Raw genomic sequence first — 14,540 nt, 5'->3', positions numbered from 1 at the left:
GGGGGCCCCCCCCCCCGCGCCCGCCGCCCCCGCCGCCCGCACGGTCGGGGCGATGTCGGCCGGGTCGACGCTGCTCGACGTCACCACCCCGACGCGGGTGGTGTCGCCGCGCAGGACCGCGATCACCGTCCAGCTGCGGGAACGTGAGATCCCGTTGGTGGTCATCGAGTTGCCGGCCCACCGCAGCGACGCCTCGCCGGTGTCGGTGACCAGCACGATCGTCTCGTCGGCGGTCGAGCAGCGCAACGCCCGCTCGAGCTGTTCCTGCGCCTCGATCATCGCCGGCCCTCCGCCCGGGTGTTGAGGACGTTCACCGACCGCAGCAGCGCCGACGGGCAGCCGTGGCTGACCGGCGCGACCTGCCCGGGCTGGGCCTTGCCGCAGTTCACGGCGCCACCGAGTCGCCACGTCGACGGCCCGCCGACCGCCTCGAGCGAGCCCCAGAAGTCGGTCGTGGTGGCCTGGTATGCCACATCACGCACCTGCCCGGCGAGCGTGCCACCGCGGATCCGGTAGAACCGCTGCCCGGTGAACTGGAAGTTGTAGCGTTGCATGTCGATCGACCAGGACTTGTCGCCGACGACGTAGAGCCCGTCGTCGACGCGGGCGATGAGCTCGGCGGTGGTGGTGTCGGCCACCGGGTCCGGCTGCAGCGACACGTTCGCCATCCGCTGGATCGGGACGTGATGCGCCGAGTCGGCGTACGAGCAGCCGTTCGAACGCGGCAGGCCCAGCCGCGGCGCGAACACCCGGTCGAGCTGGTAGCCGACCAGTATCCCGTCCCGCACCAGGTCCCAGGACTGGGCGGCGACCCCGTCGTCGTCCCAGCCGACGCTGGCGAGCCCGTGCGCGACGGTGCGGTCCGCCGTCACCTGCATCACGTCGGTGCCGTAGCGCAGCGTGCCGAGCCCGTCCGGGGTGGCGAACGAGGTGCCCGCGTAGGCCGCCTCGTACCCGATGGCCCGATCGTACTCCGTTGCGTGCCCGATCGATTCGTGCACCGTCAACCACAGGTTGGTGGGGTCGATCACCAGGTCCGTCGGCCCCGCCTGCACGCTGGGGGCCCGCGCCTTCTCCGCCAGCCACCCGGGCAGCTGCGCCAGCTCCGCACTCCAGTCCCAGTGCGCGTCGCCGGCCGCATACTCCCAGCCCCGCCCCACCGGCGGGGCCAGGGTGCGCATCGTCTCGAACTCGCCGGTGCGCCGGTCCACGGCGGTCGCCTCGAGCTGCGGGGCCACCCGCACCCGCTGCTGGGTGATCGTCGAGCCGGCCAGGTCCGCGTAGAACGTCTGCTCCTTGACCTGCCCACAGTGCGCCGTCACATGATCGACCTCGTCGGCGTCGAGCAGCCGCCGGGAGAACTCCGCCAGCCGCGCCACCTTCTGCGCCGTGGGCACCGTGAACGGATCGACCTCGTACGGCGAGACCCACACCGCGTCCCGGTAGACCGGCTCGTCGGCGAGCTCGACCCGATCCCGGTTCAGCGCCCGCAACGCCCGGGCCACCTCGATCGCCTGCCGCGCCGTGGCCGCCGCGACGGCCGGGCTCAGCTCGGCGTGCGAGGCGAACCCCCAGGTGCCGTCGACCACCACCCGCACGGCCAGCCCGGTGTCGATGCTGTCGACGGCGGCCTGCACGGCGCCGTCCCGCAGGCTCAGCGACTGGCTGTGCAGACGGTGCACCCGCAGATCCGCGTGGGAGGCACCGGCGGCGCGGGCGGCGGACAGCGCCGCGTCCGCGAGCGTCCGCAACGGCAGGGCGAGGAAGTCGGCGTCGACGGTGCTCACGGGCACCACCGTACTGGGTCGCACCCGGCGCGTCGGCTCACCCGAACTGCTGCCAGCCCAGACGCACCACCATCACCAGCACCACGATCAGCAGCACCGCCCGCACGAACCCCGCGCCGCGGCGCAGCGCGGTCCGCGACCCGACGACCGCGCCCGCGATATTGCACACCGCCAGTGCCAGCCCCAGCGACCACCACACGTACCCGGCCGCCGCGAAATACACCAGCGCCCCGACATTGGACCCGAGGTTGATCACCTTCGCCATCGCCGCCGACCGCACGAATTCGGTGCCGAGCAGCGTCGCGAACGTGATGATCAGGAACGTGCCGGTGCCCGGGCCGAGCAGGCCGTCGTAGAAGCCGATCACCGCGGCCGCGGTCAGCACCACCAGGACCGTGCGCCGCATCGTCGGCGGTTCGTGCGCCAGGGTCGTGCCGACCTGCGGCCGCAGCGTCACGAACACCGCGACCGCCACCAGCACCACCATCACCATCGGAACGAACAGGTCCTTGTCGATCCGCGAGACCGTCGCCGCACCCGCCGCCGCCGCGACCGCGGCCAGGACCGCCGCCGGAGCCAGGACCGGCCACTGCAGCCGGATCCGCCGCGCGAAGGTCACCACCGCCGCGCCGGTGCCGCAGAGGGCGGTGAGCTTGTTCGTCGCCAGCGCGGCCGCCGGTGTCAGCTGCGGGGCGACGACGAACAGCGCCGGCAACAGGATCAGCCCGCCCCCACCGACGACGGCGTCGACCCACCCGGCGGCGGTCGCCGCCACCATCAGAACCGCCCAGTCGCCCGCACCCACGCGGCCATTCGATCACAGCGACCGGGAGCAAAACCGCGGCGCCGCTCGTTGAGCGGATATGACCGCCGCACCGTTCCCGGCAGCTGGAAGGATCACCCCATGATCGCGCTGCTGTTCCTGGCCTACGTCGTCGTCGAGATCGGGGTGCTGGCGTGGCTCGGGTCCACCCTGGGCATCGGCACGACGATCCTGGTGTTCCTCGGGGTGAGCGTCCTCGGGTACCTGGTGCTCGCCGCGCAGGGCCGCCGTGCCCTGCAGAATCTGGGCCGGGTCCGCAGCGCCGCCGGCGCGGACCGGGCCCTGACCGACGGCGCACTGGTCGGCGCCGGTGCCGGGCTCGTGCTCGTACCCGGACCGGTGACCAGCGCCGCGGGAATTCTGCTGCTGCTGCCCCCGACCCGCGCGCTGCTGCGCCCGCTCGTGCGGGCGCTGGCCGCCCGCCGGGTCGCCGCCTCCGCCGCCCGGGGCGGCACCTTCCGCGGGGAACGCGTCGTCATCGTCGACGGCGAGGTCGTCGAGCACACCGTGGTCGGCCCGGCCCGCCTCGACACCCCCGCCTCCGGAGCCGGGACCGTGCTCGAGGGCGAGATCGTCGACCCCCCGCACCGTCCGCACCTGCCGTAACGGGGCACACTGGGTAGCCGTGAAGTCCCCCGCACCGCACACTCAGCTCCTCGTCGGCGGCCGCATCTACAGCGCCAGCGCCCCCGACGCCACCTCGATGGCCGTCACCGACGGGCAGGTCGTGTGGGTGGGGGAGGACCGGCCCGGCCGCGCCCTGCACCCGGACGCCGAGATCGTCGACCTCGACGGGGCGTTCGTCGCACCCGCCTTCGTCGACACCCACGTGCACGTCACCGCGCACGGCCTGGCCCTGACCGGTCTCGACCTGTCCGACACGCGGTCCCGCGAGGAGGCGCTGCACCAGGTGCGCGACCATGCCGCCCGGCACGCCGGCGCCGTCGTGTGGGGGCACGGGTGGGACGAGACCCGCTGGCCGGACCCCACCGCCCCCACCACCGACGACCTCGACGCCGCCGCCCCCGGCCGCGCCGTCTACCTCACCCGCGTCGACGCCCACTCCGCGGCGGCCTCCACCGCGCTGCGCGCCGCCGCCGACCTCGCCGGACTCGACGGCTACCACCCGCAGCGCCCGCTGACCGCGGCCGCGCACCACGGTGTCCGCGCCGCCGCCCGCGCCCTGCTCACCCCCACCGAACGCGCCCGGGCCCGCGCCGCCGCCCTCGACGACTACGCGGCACACGGCATCGTCGCCGTGCACGAATGCGGCGGCCCGGACATCGCCGGCCGCGACGACTTCGCCGAACTGCTCGCCACCGACCACGGGGTGCAGGTCCGCGGCTACTGGGGGGAGGCCGTCACCACCGCCGAGCAGGCCCGGGCGCTGCTCACCGCCACCGGCGGGCACGCCCTCGGGGGCGACCTGTTCGTCGACGGCGCCCTCGGCTCCCACACCGCGTGGCTCGCCGCGCCGTACACCGACCGCCCCGACTGTTGCGGCACCGCCTACCTCACCGTCGAACAGATGACCGCGCACCTGCGGGCCTGCACCGAAGCCGGCATCCAGGCCGGCTTCCACGTCATCGGCGACGCCGCCGTCGACGCCGCGGTGCAGGCATTCGCCGCGGTCGTCGCCGACCTCGGCGGCCCGGCCGTCGCGGCCCGCGGACACCGGCTCGAACACCTCGAGATGGTCACCGCCGCGCAGGGCGAGCGGCTCGGCGGCTGGGGCGTGATCGCCAGCATGCAACCGAGCTTCGACGCGCTGTGGGGCGGACCGGGCGGGCTGTACGCCACCCGCCTCGGCGCCGACCGCGCCGCCGGCCTCAACCCGTTCGCGCCGCTCGCCGCGACCGGCATGTCCCTCGCGTTCGGCTCGGACGCGCCGGTCACCGCGGCCCGGCCGTGGCCGATGCTGCGCGCCGCCGTGCACCACCGCACCCCGGGCAGCGGGATCTCCCCCCGCGCCGCGTTCGCCGCCGCCACCCGTGGGGCGTGGCGCGCCGGGGGGGTGCGGGACGGGATCGCCGGCACCCTCGACCCCGGGGCGCCCGCGTCGTACGCGGTCTGGGACGCGGACGAGCTCGTGGTCAGCGCGCCGAAGGACAGTGTGCAGCGCTGGTCCACCGACCCGCGGTCGCGGGTGGCGCCGCTGCCGGATCTCGAGCCGGGCACGCCCGATCCGGTGCTGCTGCGCAGCGTGCACCGCGGCCGCGTCGTGTACGCCCGGTGATCGGGTCGCGCGCCGCCGCCCGGCCGGTGGTGGTCCGCAGCCTCGCTGCCGTCACGGCGGGGCTGCTGTTGTTCGCGAGTTTCCCGCCGCGTCCGCTGTGGTTCCTCGCGCCGCTGGGCATCGCCCTGCTCACCGGGGTGCTGGGGGCGCCGACGCTGCGCCGCCGCGGCGGTTTCGGCTACGGCTACCTCGCCGGCCTGGGATTCTTCGTGCCGCTGCTGCCGTGGGTCGGGGAGTACGTCGGCCCGGTGCCGTGGCTGGCGCTCGCCGCCGCCGAGGCGGTGTTCGTCGGCCTGTTCGGGGTGGTCGCGGTGCAGGTGCGGGCCCTGCCGGGGGCACCGGTGTGGATCGCGGCCGGCTGGAGCCTGACCGAGTACCTGCGGGCGAGCGTGCCCTTCGGCGGGTTCCCCTGGGGCCGGCTCGCGTTCGGTCAGCCGGACGGGCCGCTGGTCGCTCTCGCCGCGGTCGGCGGTGCGCCGCTGGTGTCGTTCGCGGTGGCGCTGACCGGCACGGGGCTGTGGGCGTGCGCGCGGGCCGGGCTGCGCTACACCCGCGGGCACCGGGAGCGGTCGCCGCTGCTGCGGGCCGCGGCGACGACCGTCGCCGCACCGCTGCTCGCCCTGGCGACCTGGCCGGCGCTGCCCGCCCCCGAGGCGGGTGAGCGCACCGTGACGGTCGCCGCGATCCAGGGCAGCGTGCCGCGGCTGGGTCTGGACTTCAACGCCCAGCGCAAGGCCGTGCTGAACAACCACGTGGCGCGCACCCTCGAGCTGGCCGACCGGGTCCGGGGCGGCACCGCGCCGCGCCCGGACGTGGTGATCTGGCCGGAGAACGCCTCCGATATCGACCCGTTGCGCAACCGCGACGCCGCCGCCGACATCGGCGCCGCGGCGGCCGCGGTCGGCGCCCCGATCCTGGTGGGTGCCGTGCTGGTCAACGGGGACGGCACCACGACCAACTCGGTGATCGTGTGGGATCCGGCGACCGGGCCGGGGGAGCGGCACGACAAGCGCATCATCCAGCCGTTCGGCGAGTACCTGCCGTACCGCTCGTTCTTCCGGCTGTTCTCCGACTACGCCGACCGGGCCGGGCACTTCGTGCCGGGCGGCGGCGACGGCACCGTCCACGCCGCGGGCATCCCGATCGGGGTGGCCACCTGCTACGAGGTGGCGTTCGACCGGGCACTGCGGGACTCGGTGCGCGCCGGCGCGCACCTGCTGGCCGTGCCCACCAACAACGCGACGTTCGGCGACACGGAGATGACCTACCAGCAGCTGGCGATGTCCCGGGTGCGGGCCGTCGAGCACGGCCGGGCCGTGGTGGTGGCCGCCACGAGCGGGGTCAGCGCCGTGGTCGCGGCGGACGGCACGGTCACCACGCGCAGTGCCCTGTTCGTGCCCGAGGTACTGGTGGCGCAGGTGCCGCTGCGCGCGACGGCTACGCTGGCTACTCGGCTCGGACCGATCCCGGAGCTCGTGCTCTGCGTCGGGGCCGTCGCCGCCGTCGGCGTGGCGCTGGTGCGCACACGCGGGCGGAGCACCACCGTGCCGGCCGCAGCCGGCACCGCGAGATGACCGGCCGCCGGCCGGTGCGACAGGAAGGACCTTCGATGGCAGCGGCGACGCCGGCCGGGAACGACAGCGCGCCGAGCGCCCGGACCCTGGTGATCATCCCGACGTACAACGAACGTGACAACATCGGCCTGATCGTCGGCCGGTTGCACGCCGCGCTGCCGCACACACACGTGCTGATCGTCGACGACGGCAGCCCGGACGGCACCGGCGACGTCGCCGATCGTCTCGCCGCGGCGAGCGAGAACCGCATCCACGTGATGCACCGCACCGAGAAGAACGGTCTCGGGGCCGCGTACATCGCCGGTTTCCGGTGGGGACTCGAGCGCGGTTACACCGTGCTGGTGGAGATGGACGCCGACGGCAGCCACGCCCCCGAGCAGCTGCACCTGCTGCTCGAGAGGATCGACGCGGGCGCCGACCTGGTGCTCGGCTCGCGGTACGTGCCCGGCGGTGCGGTGGTGAACTGGCCGTGGCATCGGGAGGTGCTCTCCCGCGGCGGCAACATCTACTCGCGGCTCGCGCTGGGGGTGCGGATCCACGACATCCCCGGCGGCTACCGCGCCTACCGGCGCGAGGTGCTCGAGCACCTCGATCTCGCCGCGGTCGCCTCGCACGGCTACTGCTTCCAGGTCGACCTCGCCTGGCGGGCGGTGCAGGCCGGGTTCACGGTCGCCGAGGTGCCGATCACCTTCACCGAGCGGATCATCGGCGAATCGAAGATGAGCGGCAGCATCGTGCAGGAGGCGCTGATCAAGGTCACCGTGTGGGGCGTGCGCAACCGGTGGACGAAACTGCGCGGCCTGCTGCGCCGCTGAGCGCCGCCGGGCTGGGGGCCGGTCGAGGACCGGTCACCCCCATCCGGGCGGCGGGGCTCATTCGGCGTTCTTGACCTCGATCTTCTTCCCGGCCTGCTGCTGCTCGGCCAGAGCGATCGAGACGGTGAGGATGCCCTTGGCGTAGGACGCCTCGACGTCGTCGTCCTTCGCACCCGGTGGCAGGGCCACCGAACGCCGGAACGAGCCGTAGTGGAACTCCGAGCGTCCCCCCTCGGATTTCTCCTCGGTCCGTTCGGCCGTGATCTCGAGCTGCCCGGCGTTGATCGCGACGTCGATGTCCTTCTCCGGGTCGAGGCCGGGCAGCTCGGCCCGCACGACGTACCGGCCGTTCTCGACACGGTCCTCGACCCGGATGAGGTTGCCGCCGAGAGCGGGACGTAGACCGGTGAAGGGGAAGGCGTCGAAGAACTCGGACAGGTCCGGGAACACCGAACGGGAACGGCGCGCTGGCACAGTGGACATGTCTGCTCCTCTCCTGGGACACGGATCGGCGGAAGGTCGGTCCGTGTCCATTCGACTCCGTGCGGGACGCGCCCGACAGGGCCGGAAGTCCCGACCCCCGAGATCCGAACGTTCGCATCCCCGGTAGCCCTCCAAACGATCGTTCGGATTCGGCCTACGCGTTCGGCGAACGTTCGTCAGTCGGGATCCGGTCCGGGGCGGCCGCGTTCGCGCCGCAGTTCCGCCACCTGCATCCGCAGCTCGGCGATGTGGATCCGCGCCTCGCGCAGCTGGGTGGCCCGCTCGTCGGCCAGTTCGGCGCGCACCATCGCGAGATCGGCCTCGAGTTCGGCCACCCGCTGCCAGGCCTCGGCAGCCGAGCGCAGCGCCTCGTCGCGTTCGGTGCGCAGCCGGGTCGCCTCGAGGTCCACCGCCCCGGTGCCGGCCGCCCGGGGCGGGTCCGGGGCGGCGCCGAGGCGGGTACCCGCACGCTCCGGCGGCGAAGAGGACGCCGACCGGGGCGGGTCGGGGGTCGCTGCGGGTGGGGACGGGGTGGCGGTCCGGCGCTGGCGTTCGCGCCAGGCGCGCGCACGTTCGGCGCTGTTGGCGTACTGCTTGCGGCGGCCGCCCGTCGCGGGGGTTGCCCCGATCGGCGTGCCGGGCGCCGAGGAGGCGTCGCTCACCACCGCAGACTACCAGGACGAACCCCCCGCACGAACGTTCGAGGAACGGCGCCGGGTCACGAACCGGACATCGCTCGAACGATCGTGTCGTTCGTTCGGATTCGATCGTTCTACCAGGTGACGGGCAGCTCGTCCGCGACGCCCAGTTCGGTGCACAACCGGCGGATCGCGCTGCAGTCCTGCACCACCCGCCGCGGGGGTGTCGCGGCCACGTCCGCGAGCATCGCCCGCCCACCCGGAACGCGCTCCGCGTCCACGATCGCCGCCCAGGTGCCCAGATCCGAGCCGGTGAACGCCTCGATTCCCGCCGCCAGGGCCGCGAGCAGCTGCGCCCGGTCGCCGGGCCCGAGCTCGGTGAACACCATCTTCAGCAGCTCCGCGGCGAGGGAGGCGTGACTGAGTTCGTCCCGCCGGTGCAGCGCCACCGTCGTGCGATTGACCGGCTGCAGCTCCGCGTCCTCGGTCATCAGAGCGAGGAACGCGCTGATGGAGGTCTCGGCGACGGTGGTGAATGCCAACCGGATCAGCGCCTGCCCCCGCGGATCGGGCGCCGCCGCCACCGCGGCCCGGTGCTCGCGCACGGTCCGGCACGGCGGCAGCACCGACTCGGGCATGCGCCAGCCACGGCGGCGGCGGATCACCGCGCTCGCGTTCAGGTGCATGAGCGTGTGGTACTGCTCGTCGACCATCGCCTGCAGCACCCCCGCGGTCACGGTGTCCGACGGCCCGACCCCGAAGAAGTCCGTCGTGATCAGCGCGAAACCGGGGTTGACCACGTACTGCTCGATGTCCATGACATTCTTGTTGTACGCAATCCAGCCCCAGCCCCGCAGCCGGGCCCGGCGCCCCTCGTCCAGGGCGCGGTACGCGGGATGGGTGTGGAACGGCACGAGCTCGTCCGGGAAATCCAGCCGGCCCGGATCGAACAGCTCGTCCAGATCCGGTTCGCTCTTCTTGACCGTGGCGCGCCGCCCCCACGACCGGGCCAGTCCCCGCACCACCGCGCTCTCGACGACGTCGTGCGGATCGTGGTCGGGCAACGCGGGTACGAGCAGCGGACCCTGTGCGGCGGGCAGATCAGGCTCGGCCATGACGGCTCTCCGTTTCCTCGTGCGTCAGTTCCGCGAACAGTTCCGCACACAGCTCACGATACCGGCCGGTGTCCGCGCCCAGCGGCGTTGCGGCCCGGCCCAGCAGGTCCGCGAACCCGGCCACCGATCCGGTCTCGACCACCGCCTCGAGCTCGTCGAGGGAGGCCCGCAGCGCCGACCGGGCCGCCGCCGCGTGCGGGTTGCCGGCCTGCACGTCGAGATACACCTCGGGGGCGCCGCCGGCGATCCGCGCCAGCAGCGCCCGCAGCAGCACGTGCGGGGGCGGGGCGGTCGCCGCCGCCACCGACGGGGGGACGCCGAGCCGTCCCAGCGCCAGCCCGAACGCCAGAACCGCCGCGTGCGTGGCCGCCTGGGTGGCCGCCGCGACCCGGTCGTGGTCGTCCGCCGTCATCCGCACCACCCGCGCGCCCCACCGGTCGAGCGCCGCGAGCAGCGCGTCGACGGCCGGGCCGGGCCGGTGCTCGACCACCGCCACCGGTCGTCCCGCCATGCCCAGCGCCGGCGCGAACATCGGGTTCAGCCCGACACACTGCGCGGACCACCCCCGCCCGCGTCCCGCCTGCGCCCACGCCGACTTCACCGACAGGGTCTCCACCAGCACCGCGTCCGGCGACAGCAGCGGACCGAGCCGGGCGGCGGCCGCCAGCGCCGTGGCCTCGGGCACGGCCAGCACCAGCATCGAGGCGCACCGCACCGCGTCCCGCACGGCCGCCGTGGGGACGGTGACATCGTCGCGCAGCGCGCCCGGATCGTCGCCGGCGGCCGGGTCGACCACCAGCACGTCGGCGCCGTCGCGGCGCAGCGCCTCACCGAGCATCCGGCCGACCGCGCCGGCACCCCCGGCGACGACGACGAGGCCGGTCGTGTCGCTCACGCGCGGGAACCGTCCTCGGAGGGTTCGTTCACCGACAGGGTGCGGCGCATCGCCACCGCCTTGACCATCGTCTCCTCGAGTTCGTCCGCCGGGTCCGACAACGCGACGATGGCGCCGCCGATGCCGAAGCCCACCTCGTGTTCGGTGGCGACCATGGTGCGGATGACGATCGACAGGTCCGCCGCTCCCGTCGGGGACAGGTATCCCAGCGCACCCGAGTACACGCCGCGGGGGCCGTCCTCGAGCTTGTCGATGATCTCCATGGTGCGCAGCTTCGGCGCCCCGGTCATCGATCCCCCCGGGAAGGCGGCCCGCACGCAGTCCACCGCGGTCGCATCCGGGCGCAACGTCCCCCGCACCGTGGAGACCAGCTGGTGCACCGCCGCGTACGTCTCGACGTCGAACAGCTTCGGCACGTGCACCGAACCGGGCACGCACACCCGAGACAGGTCGTTGCGCACCAGGTCGACGATCATCAGATTCTCCGACCGGTCCTTCTCGCTGTCGAGCAGGCTCTGCCGCAACGCCCGGTCCGCGTCCTCGGTGGTGCCGCGCGGCCGGGTGCCCTTGATCGGCTTGGACTCGACCACCCCGTCCGGGCCGATCCGCAGGAACCGCTCCGGCGAGGCACTGAGCACCGACACCTCGGGGAACCGCAGCAGGGCACTGTACGGGGTCGGGCTCAGTTCGCGCAGCGTCTCGTAGGTGCGCAGGGGATCGACGCTGCGGTCCACGGTCGCCGCGTTGGTCAGGCACACCTCGTACGTCTCGCCGCTGCGGATCTCGGCGATCGACTGGGCGATCAGCTCGAGGTAGCGCTGCGGCTCGTGCCGCAACCGCACCCGCGGATCCTGCTCCGCCCGCACCAGCGGGGCCGCGACCGGTGCCGCGGCGGATTCGGCCAGGGACCCGAGCACGGCAGCGGTCGCGTCGAACCACGCGGTCGTGGCGGGCTCCCCGGCCCGCTCGCTCAGCGCCAGCAGGTAGCAGCAGCGTGTCTCGTGGTCGAGGACCACGGCGCGGTCGGCGAAGACCATCGCCGCGTCCGCGATGGGGGAGGTGTGCACGAGCTGCCCGCCGGTGTCGGCCTTGAGCTCGTACCCCAGGTAGCCCACGTAGCCCAGCGCGAACGCGAACGGCAGGTCGCCGCGCCGGGCGACCGTGCGCTCGGCGAGGCGGCGGTCGATGTGGTCGAAGAAGGTGGTGTGGAACTCGGCCACCGGCTGCCCGGTGCGCTGTTCGCGCACCAGGGTCTCGGCGACGCTGTAGGTGACGAACTCGGCGCGCGGACCCGACCCGTCCCCGAGGATGGAGAACCGCGAGTTCGGTTCGGTGGCGGCGCTGCCGTCCAGCCAGAAGCTGTGCGGACCGTCGGCGAACAACGTCTCGAACACCCGCTGCGGGTCGGGGTGGTGGTCGATCCGGCGGCTTTCGAGGACCAGCGCCGGGGGCGGCGCGGGCGGCGCGGGCGGCGGGACCGGCTCGGGTGGGTGCGGCCGGGCGGGGGTCGCGTCGCGGAAGTTCGCCAGCAGCTCGCGGCCGTACTCGGTGCAGATCGACTCGGGGTGGAACTGCACCCCCCACAGCGGCCGGGTCCGGTGGGCGACCCCCATCAGGAGTCCGTCCTCGGTCCAGGCGACGGCCTCGAGGTCGTCGGGCACCCGGTCGACGACCAGCGAGTGGTAGCGCACCGCCTCGAACGGGGAGGGAATGCCGGCGAACAGCCCGGTGCCGGCGTGCCGGATCCGTGACAGCCGGCCGTGCACCGGCTGCGGTGCCCGCACCACCTCGCTGCCCAACAGGTTGCACAGGCCCTGATGACCGAGGCACACCCCGAGCACGGGCAGACCGGAGTCGAGCAGGGCGTGCGAGCTGATCCCGAAGTCGCGGGCCCGGTCGGGGCGGCCCGGCCCGGGGGAGACGACGATGTTGTCGAACCGGTCCAGATCCAGGGACTCCCACGGGGTGTCGTTGCTGACGACCGTGGGCGGGACACCGTTGACCTCGGCCAGCAGACTGTAGAGGTTGTAGGTGAACGAGTCGTAGTTGTCGATCAGCAGGGTGCGGATCGAAGCGGCGGGCGGCGGGGCGGCCATGACCGGTCTCAGGTCCGGGTCTCGCGCAGTTGGGCGGGCGCCGCGCCGGGACCGTCGATGATGAGGTCCTCGACCCGGCACGCCTCCGCGATGAGCAGCGCGTACAACGAGTGCAGGAATTCCGGCGACATGTCGTTGCGGTGCGCGTAGGACTCGGCGCGGGCATGCACGACCTGCATCCGGCCCGGTTGCAGCATCGGGATCGCGTGCCGCTGTTTCAGGTGCGCGATGCGGGCACAGATGCGCAGCCGGTCCCGAACGGTATCGAGGAGCCGGGCGTCGACCCGGTCGAGTTCGGTGCGCAGCCCGTCGAGCAGGTCGTCCGGTGCGGATTCGGCGGTGGCGTCCGCCCGGTGGTCGTTGCTGTTGTCCATCGCTTCTCGCCCCCTGTACCGCGGCCCGAAACCCCAGTGGGTCATTCCGTTTCGCGTCGTCCGAGGTCGCCGGTCCGAGAATCCGGCCGGTGTTCGATCATGATGACACGCGCGCGGAGCCGCTGTCGGCGTTTGATCCATTTGTGCCGTGCGCGCAACACGGCCGACCCGGCAGGACACGCACCGCCCCCGGTACGCACGAGGCCGCCCCCGGGACGGATCCCGGGGGCGGCCTCGTGCGTACCGGTCGACCTGAGGTCAGGCGCCGCGCCGCTTGGTCTTGAGCAGTTCGAGGCGCTCCTTGAGCAGCTCGTCGAGCTCGTCGATGGAGCGGCGTTCGAGCAGCATGTCCCAGTGGGTGCGCGGCGGCTTGACCTTCTTCGCCTCGGGCGCCGCGCCCTCGACCAGGGAGCCTTCCAGACCGTTCTTGCAGATCCAGGTGCCGGGGATCTCCGCGTCGTCGGCGAACGGAACGTCGAACTCCTCGCCGTTGTCACAGCGGTAGCGGGCGATCCGCCGCGGCGCCAGATCGTGGTCACGGTCGGTCTCGTAGCTCACCGCCCCGAGCCGGCTGCCTCGCAGTACACGATCTGCCATGGTGGTGTCCTCTCTTGTGTGCTCCGCCCGGTGCGCTCGCCTCCGGGGCGAGCGCGCGTCCACAGTGCGGTCGACATCGGCGGATGCCGACCTCTTCTGTCAACGCACACGCGGTCGAATCGGTTCCCGACCGCCCCGCGGCCGTGGGCGCGGGTGAGTCTACCGCCCCGGCCGCCGCGGCTCCGCCGGCCGGTAGGGTGGACGGCCATGACCGGACGTACCCGTGAACCGGAGAACTGCCTCTGGTGTGGCCGGCCGGTCGCCGACGCCCCCCTCGGGCGCCGTCGCCGCTACTGCCGCCGCTCGTGCCGTCAGCGGGCCTACGAGCAACGCACCCTCACCCGGGAAGCGGGACTGCCGGAGGACGCGGTGATCCTGACCGCCGCGGAGGCGAGCGCTGTCGCCGACCGTGCCTTCGAGGTGCGGTGCGCGGCCGAGGACGTCGCGACCGCGGTGGCGGAGGGCGCCGGTCCGGCGGAACTGGCCGCCCTGTGCGACGAGCTCGTGCGGCTGGCCCGCGCCGCCGAACGGCTCCGCTGAGCCGGCCCGCTCAGGCGAAGAACGCCCCCATCGTGTACACCACCTGGCAGAAGGTGCCGTCGACGTACTGCACGGACCCGAACAGTGCCGACAGCACCGGACCGGTGCCGGTGTCGAGGGTCTTCGACAGCTGCGGCACCCCGCCCACGGTGTCGTCGAGCGTGTCCACGCCGCCGCGGAAGTTCTCCATGTTCAGCCACACGAACTTCAGGTCGGCCCGCGCGGGCAGGGTGGGGATCGTGGGGGAGACGAAGATCTTCAGCTGGCCGATCTGCACCGGGGGCACCGCGTTGGGGCCGGGCTGGGCCCATCCGGTGGTCATCGCGTAGGGGGTGAAACCGCCCCCGCAGCCGAGCCCGAACGTGGGGGCGGGCTGCATGAACGGCTGCGGAGTGTTGCGCGGTGGCGGCTCGAACAACGCCGGGGTGCGAGCCGCGTCGAGCAGCGACTCCACCGCCCGCAGCGCCTCGGGGGACTCCGCGGCCGCGGCCGCACGCAACGCGTCCGGCGGCAGTCCCGGGGGCTCGGGTTCCGCGACGGCGTGCGCGGGCACGGCCACCGCCGCCG

16 protein-coding genes are annotated in these 14,540 nt (G+C 73.7%); 5 read left to right on the top strand and 11 right to left on the bottom strand.

What is annotated here, in order from left to right; all coding sequences use genetic code 11:
- The 3 genes from OEY_RS0124760 to OEY_RS0124750 all read right to left on the bottom strand — a co-directional run.
- Window positions 1–279 (bottom strand): PmbA/TldA family metallopeptidase (locus tag OEY_RS0124760; RefSeq protein ID WP_010596433.1); only part of this gene is annotated, 279 nt, incomplete at its 3' end.
- Complete coding sequence (locus OEY_RS0124755) at window positions 276–1,787, bottom strand: TldD/PmbA family protein (RefSeq protein ID WP_010596432.1); 1,512 nt, start codon at window positions 1,785–1,787, stop codon at window positions 276–278. The genes OEY_RS0124755 and OEY_RS0124760, both read right to left, overlap by 4 nt.
- A 37-nt stretch (window positions 1,788–1,824) precedes the next feature.
- Window positions 1,825–2,592, bottom strand: a complete 768-nt coding sequence (locus OEY_RS0124750; RefSeq protein ID WP_010596431.1) for a TSUP family transporter — start codon at window positions 2,590–2,592, stop codon at window positions 1,825–1,827.
- Window positions 2,593–2,691: 99 nt separating this feature from the next.
- Between OEY_RS0124750 and OEY_RS0124745 the strand changes: the two genes are divergently transcribed.
- The 4 genes from OEY_RS0124745 to OEY_RS0124730 are packed head-to-tail and all read left to right on the top strand — an operon-like array spanning window position 2,692 to window position 7,235.
- On the top strand, window positions 2,692–3,216 hold the full coding sequence (locus OEY_RS0124745; RefSeq protein WP_010596430.1) for an FxsA family protein: 525 nt from the start codon (window positions 2,692–2,694) through the stop codon (window positions 3,214–3,216).
- 19 nt (window positions 3,217–3,235) lie between these two features.
- Entirely contained in the window at window positions 3,236–4,846 is a 1,611-nt protein-coding gene (locus OEY_RS0124740) for an amidohydrolase (RefSeq protein ID WP_010596429.1), read from the top strand.
- Window positions 4,843–6,420, top strand: a complete 1,578-nt coding sequence (lnt, locus tag OEY_RS0124735) for an apolipoprotein N-acyltransferase (RefSeq protein ID WP_010596428.1) — start codon at window positions 4,843–4,845, stop codon at window positions 6,418–6,420. The genes OEY_RS0124740 and lnt overlap by 4 nt, the downstream gene beginning before the upstream one ends.
- A gap of 35 nt (window positions 6,421–6,455) precedes the next feature.
- Window positions 6,456–7,235 carry a polyprenol monophosphomannose synthase gene (locus tag OEY_RS0124730; protein WP_010596427.1) on the top strand — a complete coding sequence of 260 codons (780 nt, stop codon included), beginning with the start codon at window positions 6,456–6,458 and terminating at the stop codon, window positions 7,233–7,235.
- 57 nt (window positions 7,236–7,292) lie between these two features.
- Here OEY_RS0124730 and OEY_RS0124725 read toward each other — a convergent pair whose 3' ends face one another.
- The 7 genes from OEY_RS0124725 to OEY_RS0124695 all read right to left on the bottom strand — a co-directional run bounded on the left by OEY_RS0124725 (window position 7,293) and on the right by OEY_RS0124695 (window position 13,433).
- A complete protein-coding gene (locus OEY_RS0124725; protein WP_010596426.1) occupies window positions 7,293–7,718 on the bottom strand; it encodes an Hsp20/alpha crystallin family protein in 426 nt (141 codons plus the stop codon).
- A 176-nt stretch (window positions 7,719–7,894) separates the two neighbouring features.
- Window positions 7,895–8,380 carry a hypothetical protein gene (locus OEY_RS0124720; RefSeq protein WP_225222423.1) on the bottom strand — a complete coding sequence of 162 codons (486 nt, stop codon included), beginning with the start codon at window positions 8,378–8,380 and terminating at the stop codon, window positions 7,895–7,897.
- A gap of 110 nt (window positions 8,381–8,490) precedes the next feature.
- Complete coding sequence (locus OEY_RS0124715; protein WP_010596424.1) at window positions 8,491–9,471, bottom strand: AurF N-oxygenase family protein; 981 nt, start codon at window positions 9,469–9,471, stop codon at window positions 8,491–8,493.
- The gene (locus OEY_RS0124710; RefSeq protein WP_010596423.1) at window positions 9,458–10,366 is read right to left on the bottom strand and encodes a prephenate dehydrogenase dimerization domain-containing protein; all 909 of its coding nucleotides are present in this window, start codon (window positions 10,364–10,366) and stop codon (window positions 9,458–9,460) included. Before OEY_RS0124710 ends, OEY_RS0124715 begins: the two co-directional genes overlap by 14 nt.
- Window positions 10,363–12,462: an aminodeoxychorismate synthase component I gene (pabB, locus tag OEY_RS0124705; protein WP_010596422.1), complete on the bottom strand. Its 2,100-nt coding sequence runs from the start codon at window positions 12,460–12,462 to the stop codon at window positions 10,363–10,365. The genes OEY_RS0124710 and pabB overlap by 4 nt, the downstream gene beginning before the upstream one ends.
- Window positions 12,463–12,470: 8 nt before the next feature.
- On the bottom strand, window positions 12,471–12,836 hold the full coding sequence (locus OEY_RS0124700; RefSeq protein ID WP_010596421.1) for a chorismate mutase: 366 nt from the start codon (window positions 12,834–12,836) through the stop codon (window positions 12,471–12,473).
- Between the two features lie 258 nt (window positions 12,837–13,094).
- Window positions 13,095–13,433 carry an RNA polymerase-binding protein RbpA gene (locus OEY_RS0124695; protein ID WP_010596420.1) on the bottom strand — a complete coding sequence of 113 codons (339 nt, stop codon included), beginning with the start codon at window positions 13,431–13,433 and terminating at the stop codon, window positions 13,095–13,097.
- 207 nt (window positions 13,434–13,640) lie between these two features.
- Between OEY_RS0124695 and OEY_RS0124690 the strand changes: the two genes are divergently transcribed.
- Complete coding sequence (locus tag OEY_RS0124690) at window positions 13,641–13,973, top strand: hypothetical protein (protein WP_010596419.1); 333 nt, start codon at window positions 13,641–13,643, stop codon at window positions 13,971–13,973.
- 10 nt (window positions 13,974–13,983) lie between these two features.
- On the opposite strand, the gene OEY_RS0124685 is transcribed toward OEY_RS0124690, so the two are convergent.
- Window positions 13,984–14,540 (bottom strand): hypothetical protein (locus tag OEY_RS0124685; protein ID WP_010596418.1); only part of this gene is annotated, 557 nt, incomplete at its 5' end.

The organism is Rhodococcus sp. P14 (assembly GCF_000256505.1).
GTDB lineage: Bacteria > Actinomycetota > Actinomycetes > Mycobacteriales > Mycobacteriaceae > Rhodococcus > Rhodococcus ruber.
This window is presented reverse-complemented; position numbering and strand designations above follow the sequence as displayed.

Coding starts and splice junctions, on each gene's coding strand:
- OEY_RS0124700 (WP_010596421.1), bottom strand. CDS start 12,836: ATGGACAACAGCAACGACCACCGGGCGGACGCCACCGCCGAATCCGCA.
- OEY_RS0124745 (WP_010596430.1), top strand. CDS start 2,692: ATGATCGCGCTGCTGTTCCTGGCCTACGTCGTCGTCGAGATCGGGGTG.
- OEY_RS0124695 (WP_010596420.1), bottom strand. CDS start 13,433: ATGGCAGATCGTGTACTGCGAGGCAGCCGGCTCGGGGCGGTGAGCTAC.
- OEY_RS0124730 (WP_010596427.1), top strand. CDS start 6,456: ATGGCAGCGGCGACGCCGGCCGGGAACGACAGCGCGCCGAGCGCCCGG.
- OEY_RS0124725 (WP_010596426.1), bottom strand. CDS start 7,718: ATGTCCACTGTGCCAGCGCGCCGTTCCCGTTCGGTGTTCCCGGACCTG.
- OEY_RS0124690 (WP_010596419.1), top strand. CDS start 13,641: ATGACCGGACGTACCCGTGAACCGGAGAACTGCCTCTGGTGTGGCCGG.
- OEY_RS0124715 (WP_010596424.1), bottom strand. CDS start 9,471: ATGGCCGAGCCTGATCTGCCCGCCGCACAGGGTCCGCTGCTCGTACCC.
- pabB (WP_010596422.1), bottom strand. CDS start 12,462: ATGGCCGCCCCGCCGCCCGCCGCTTCGATCCGCACCCTGCTGATCGAC.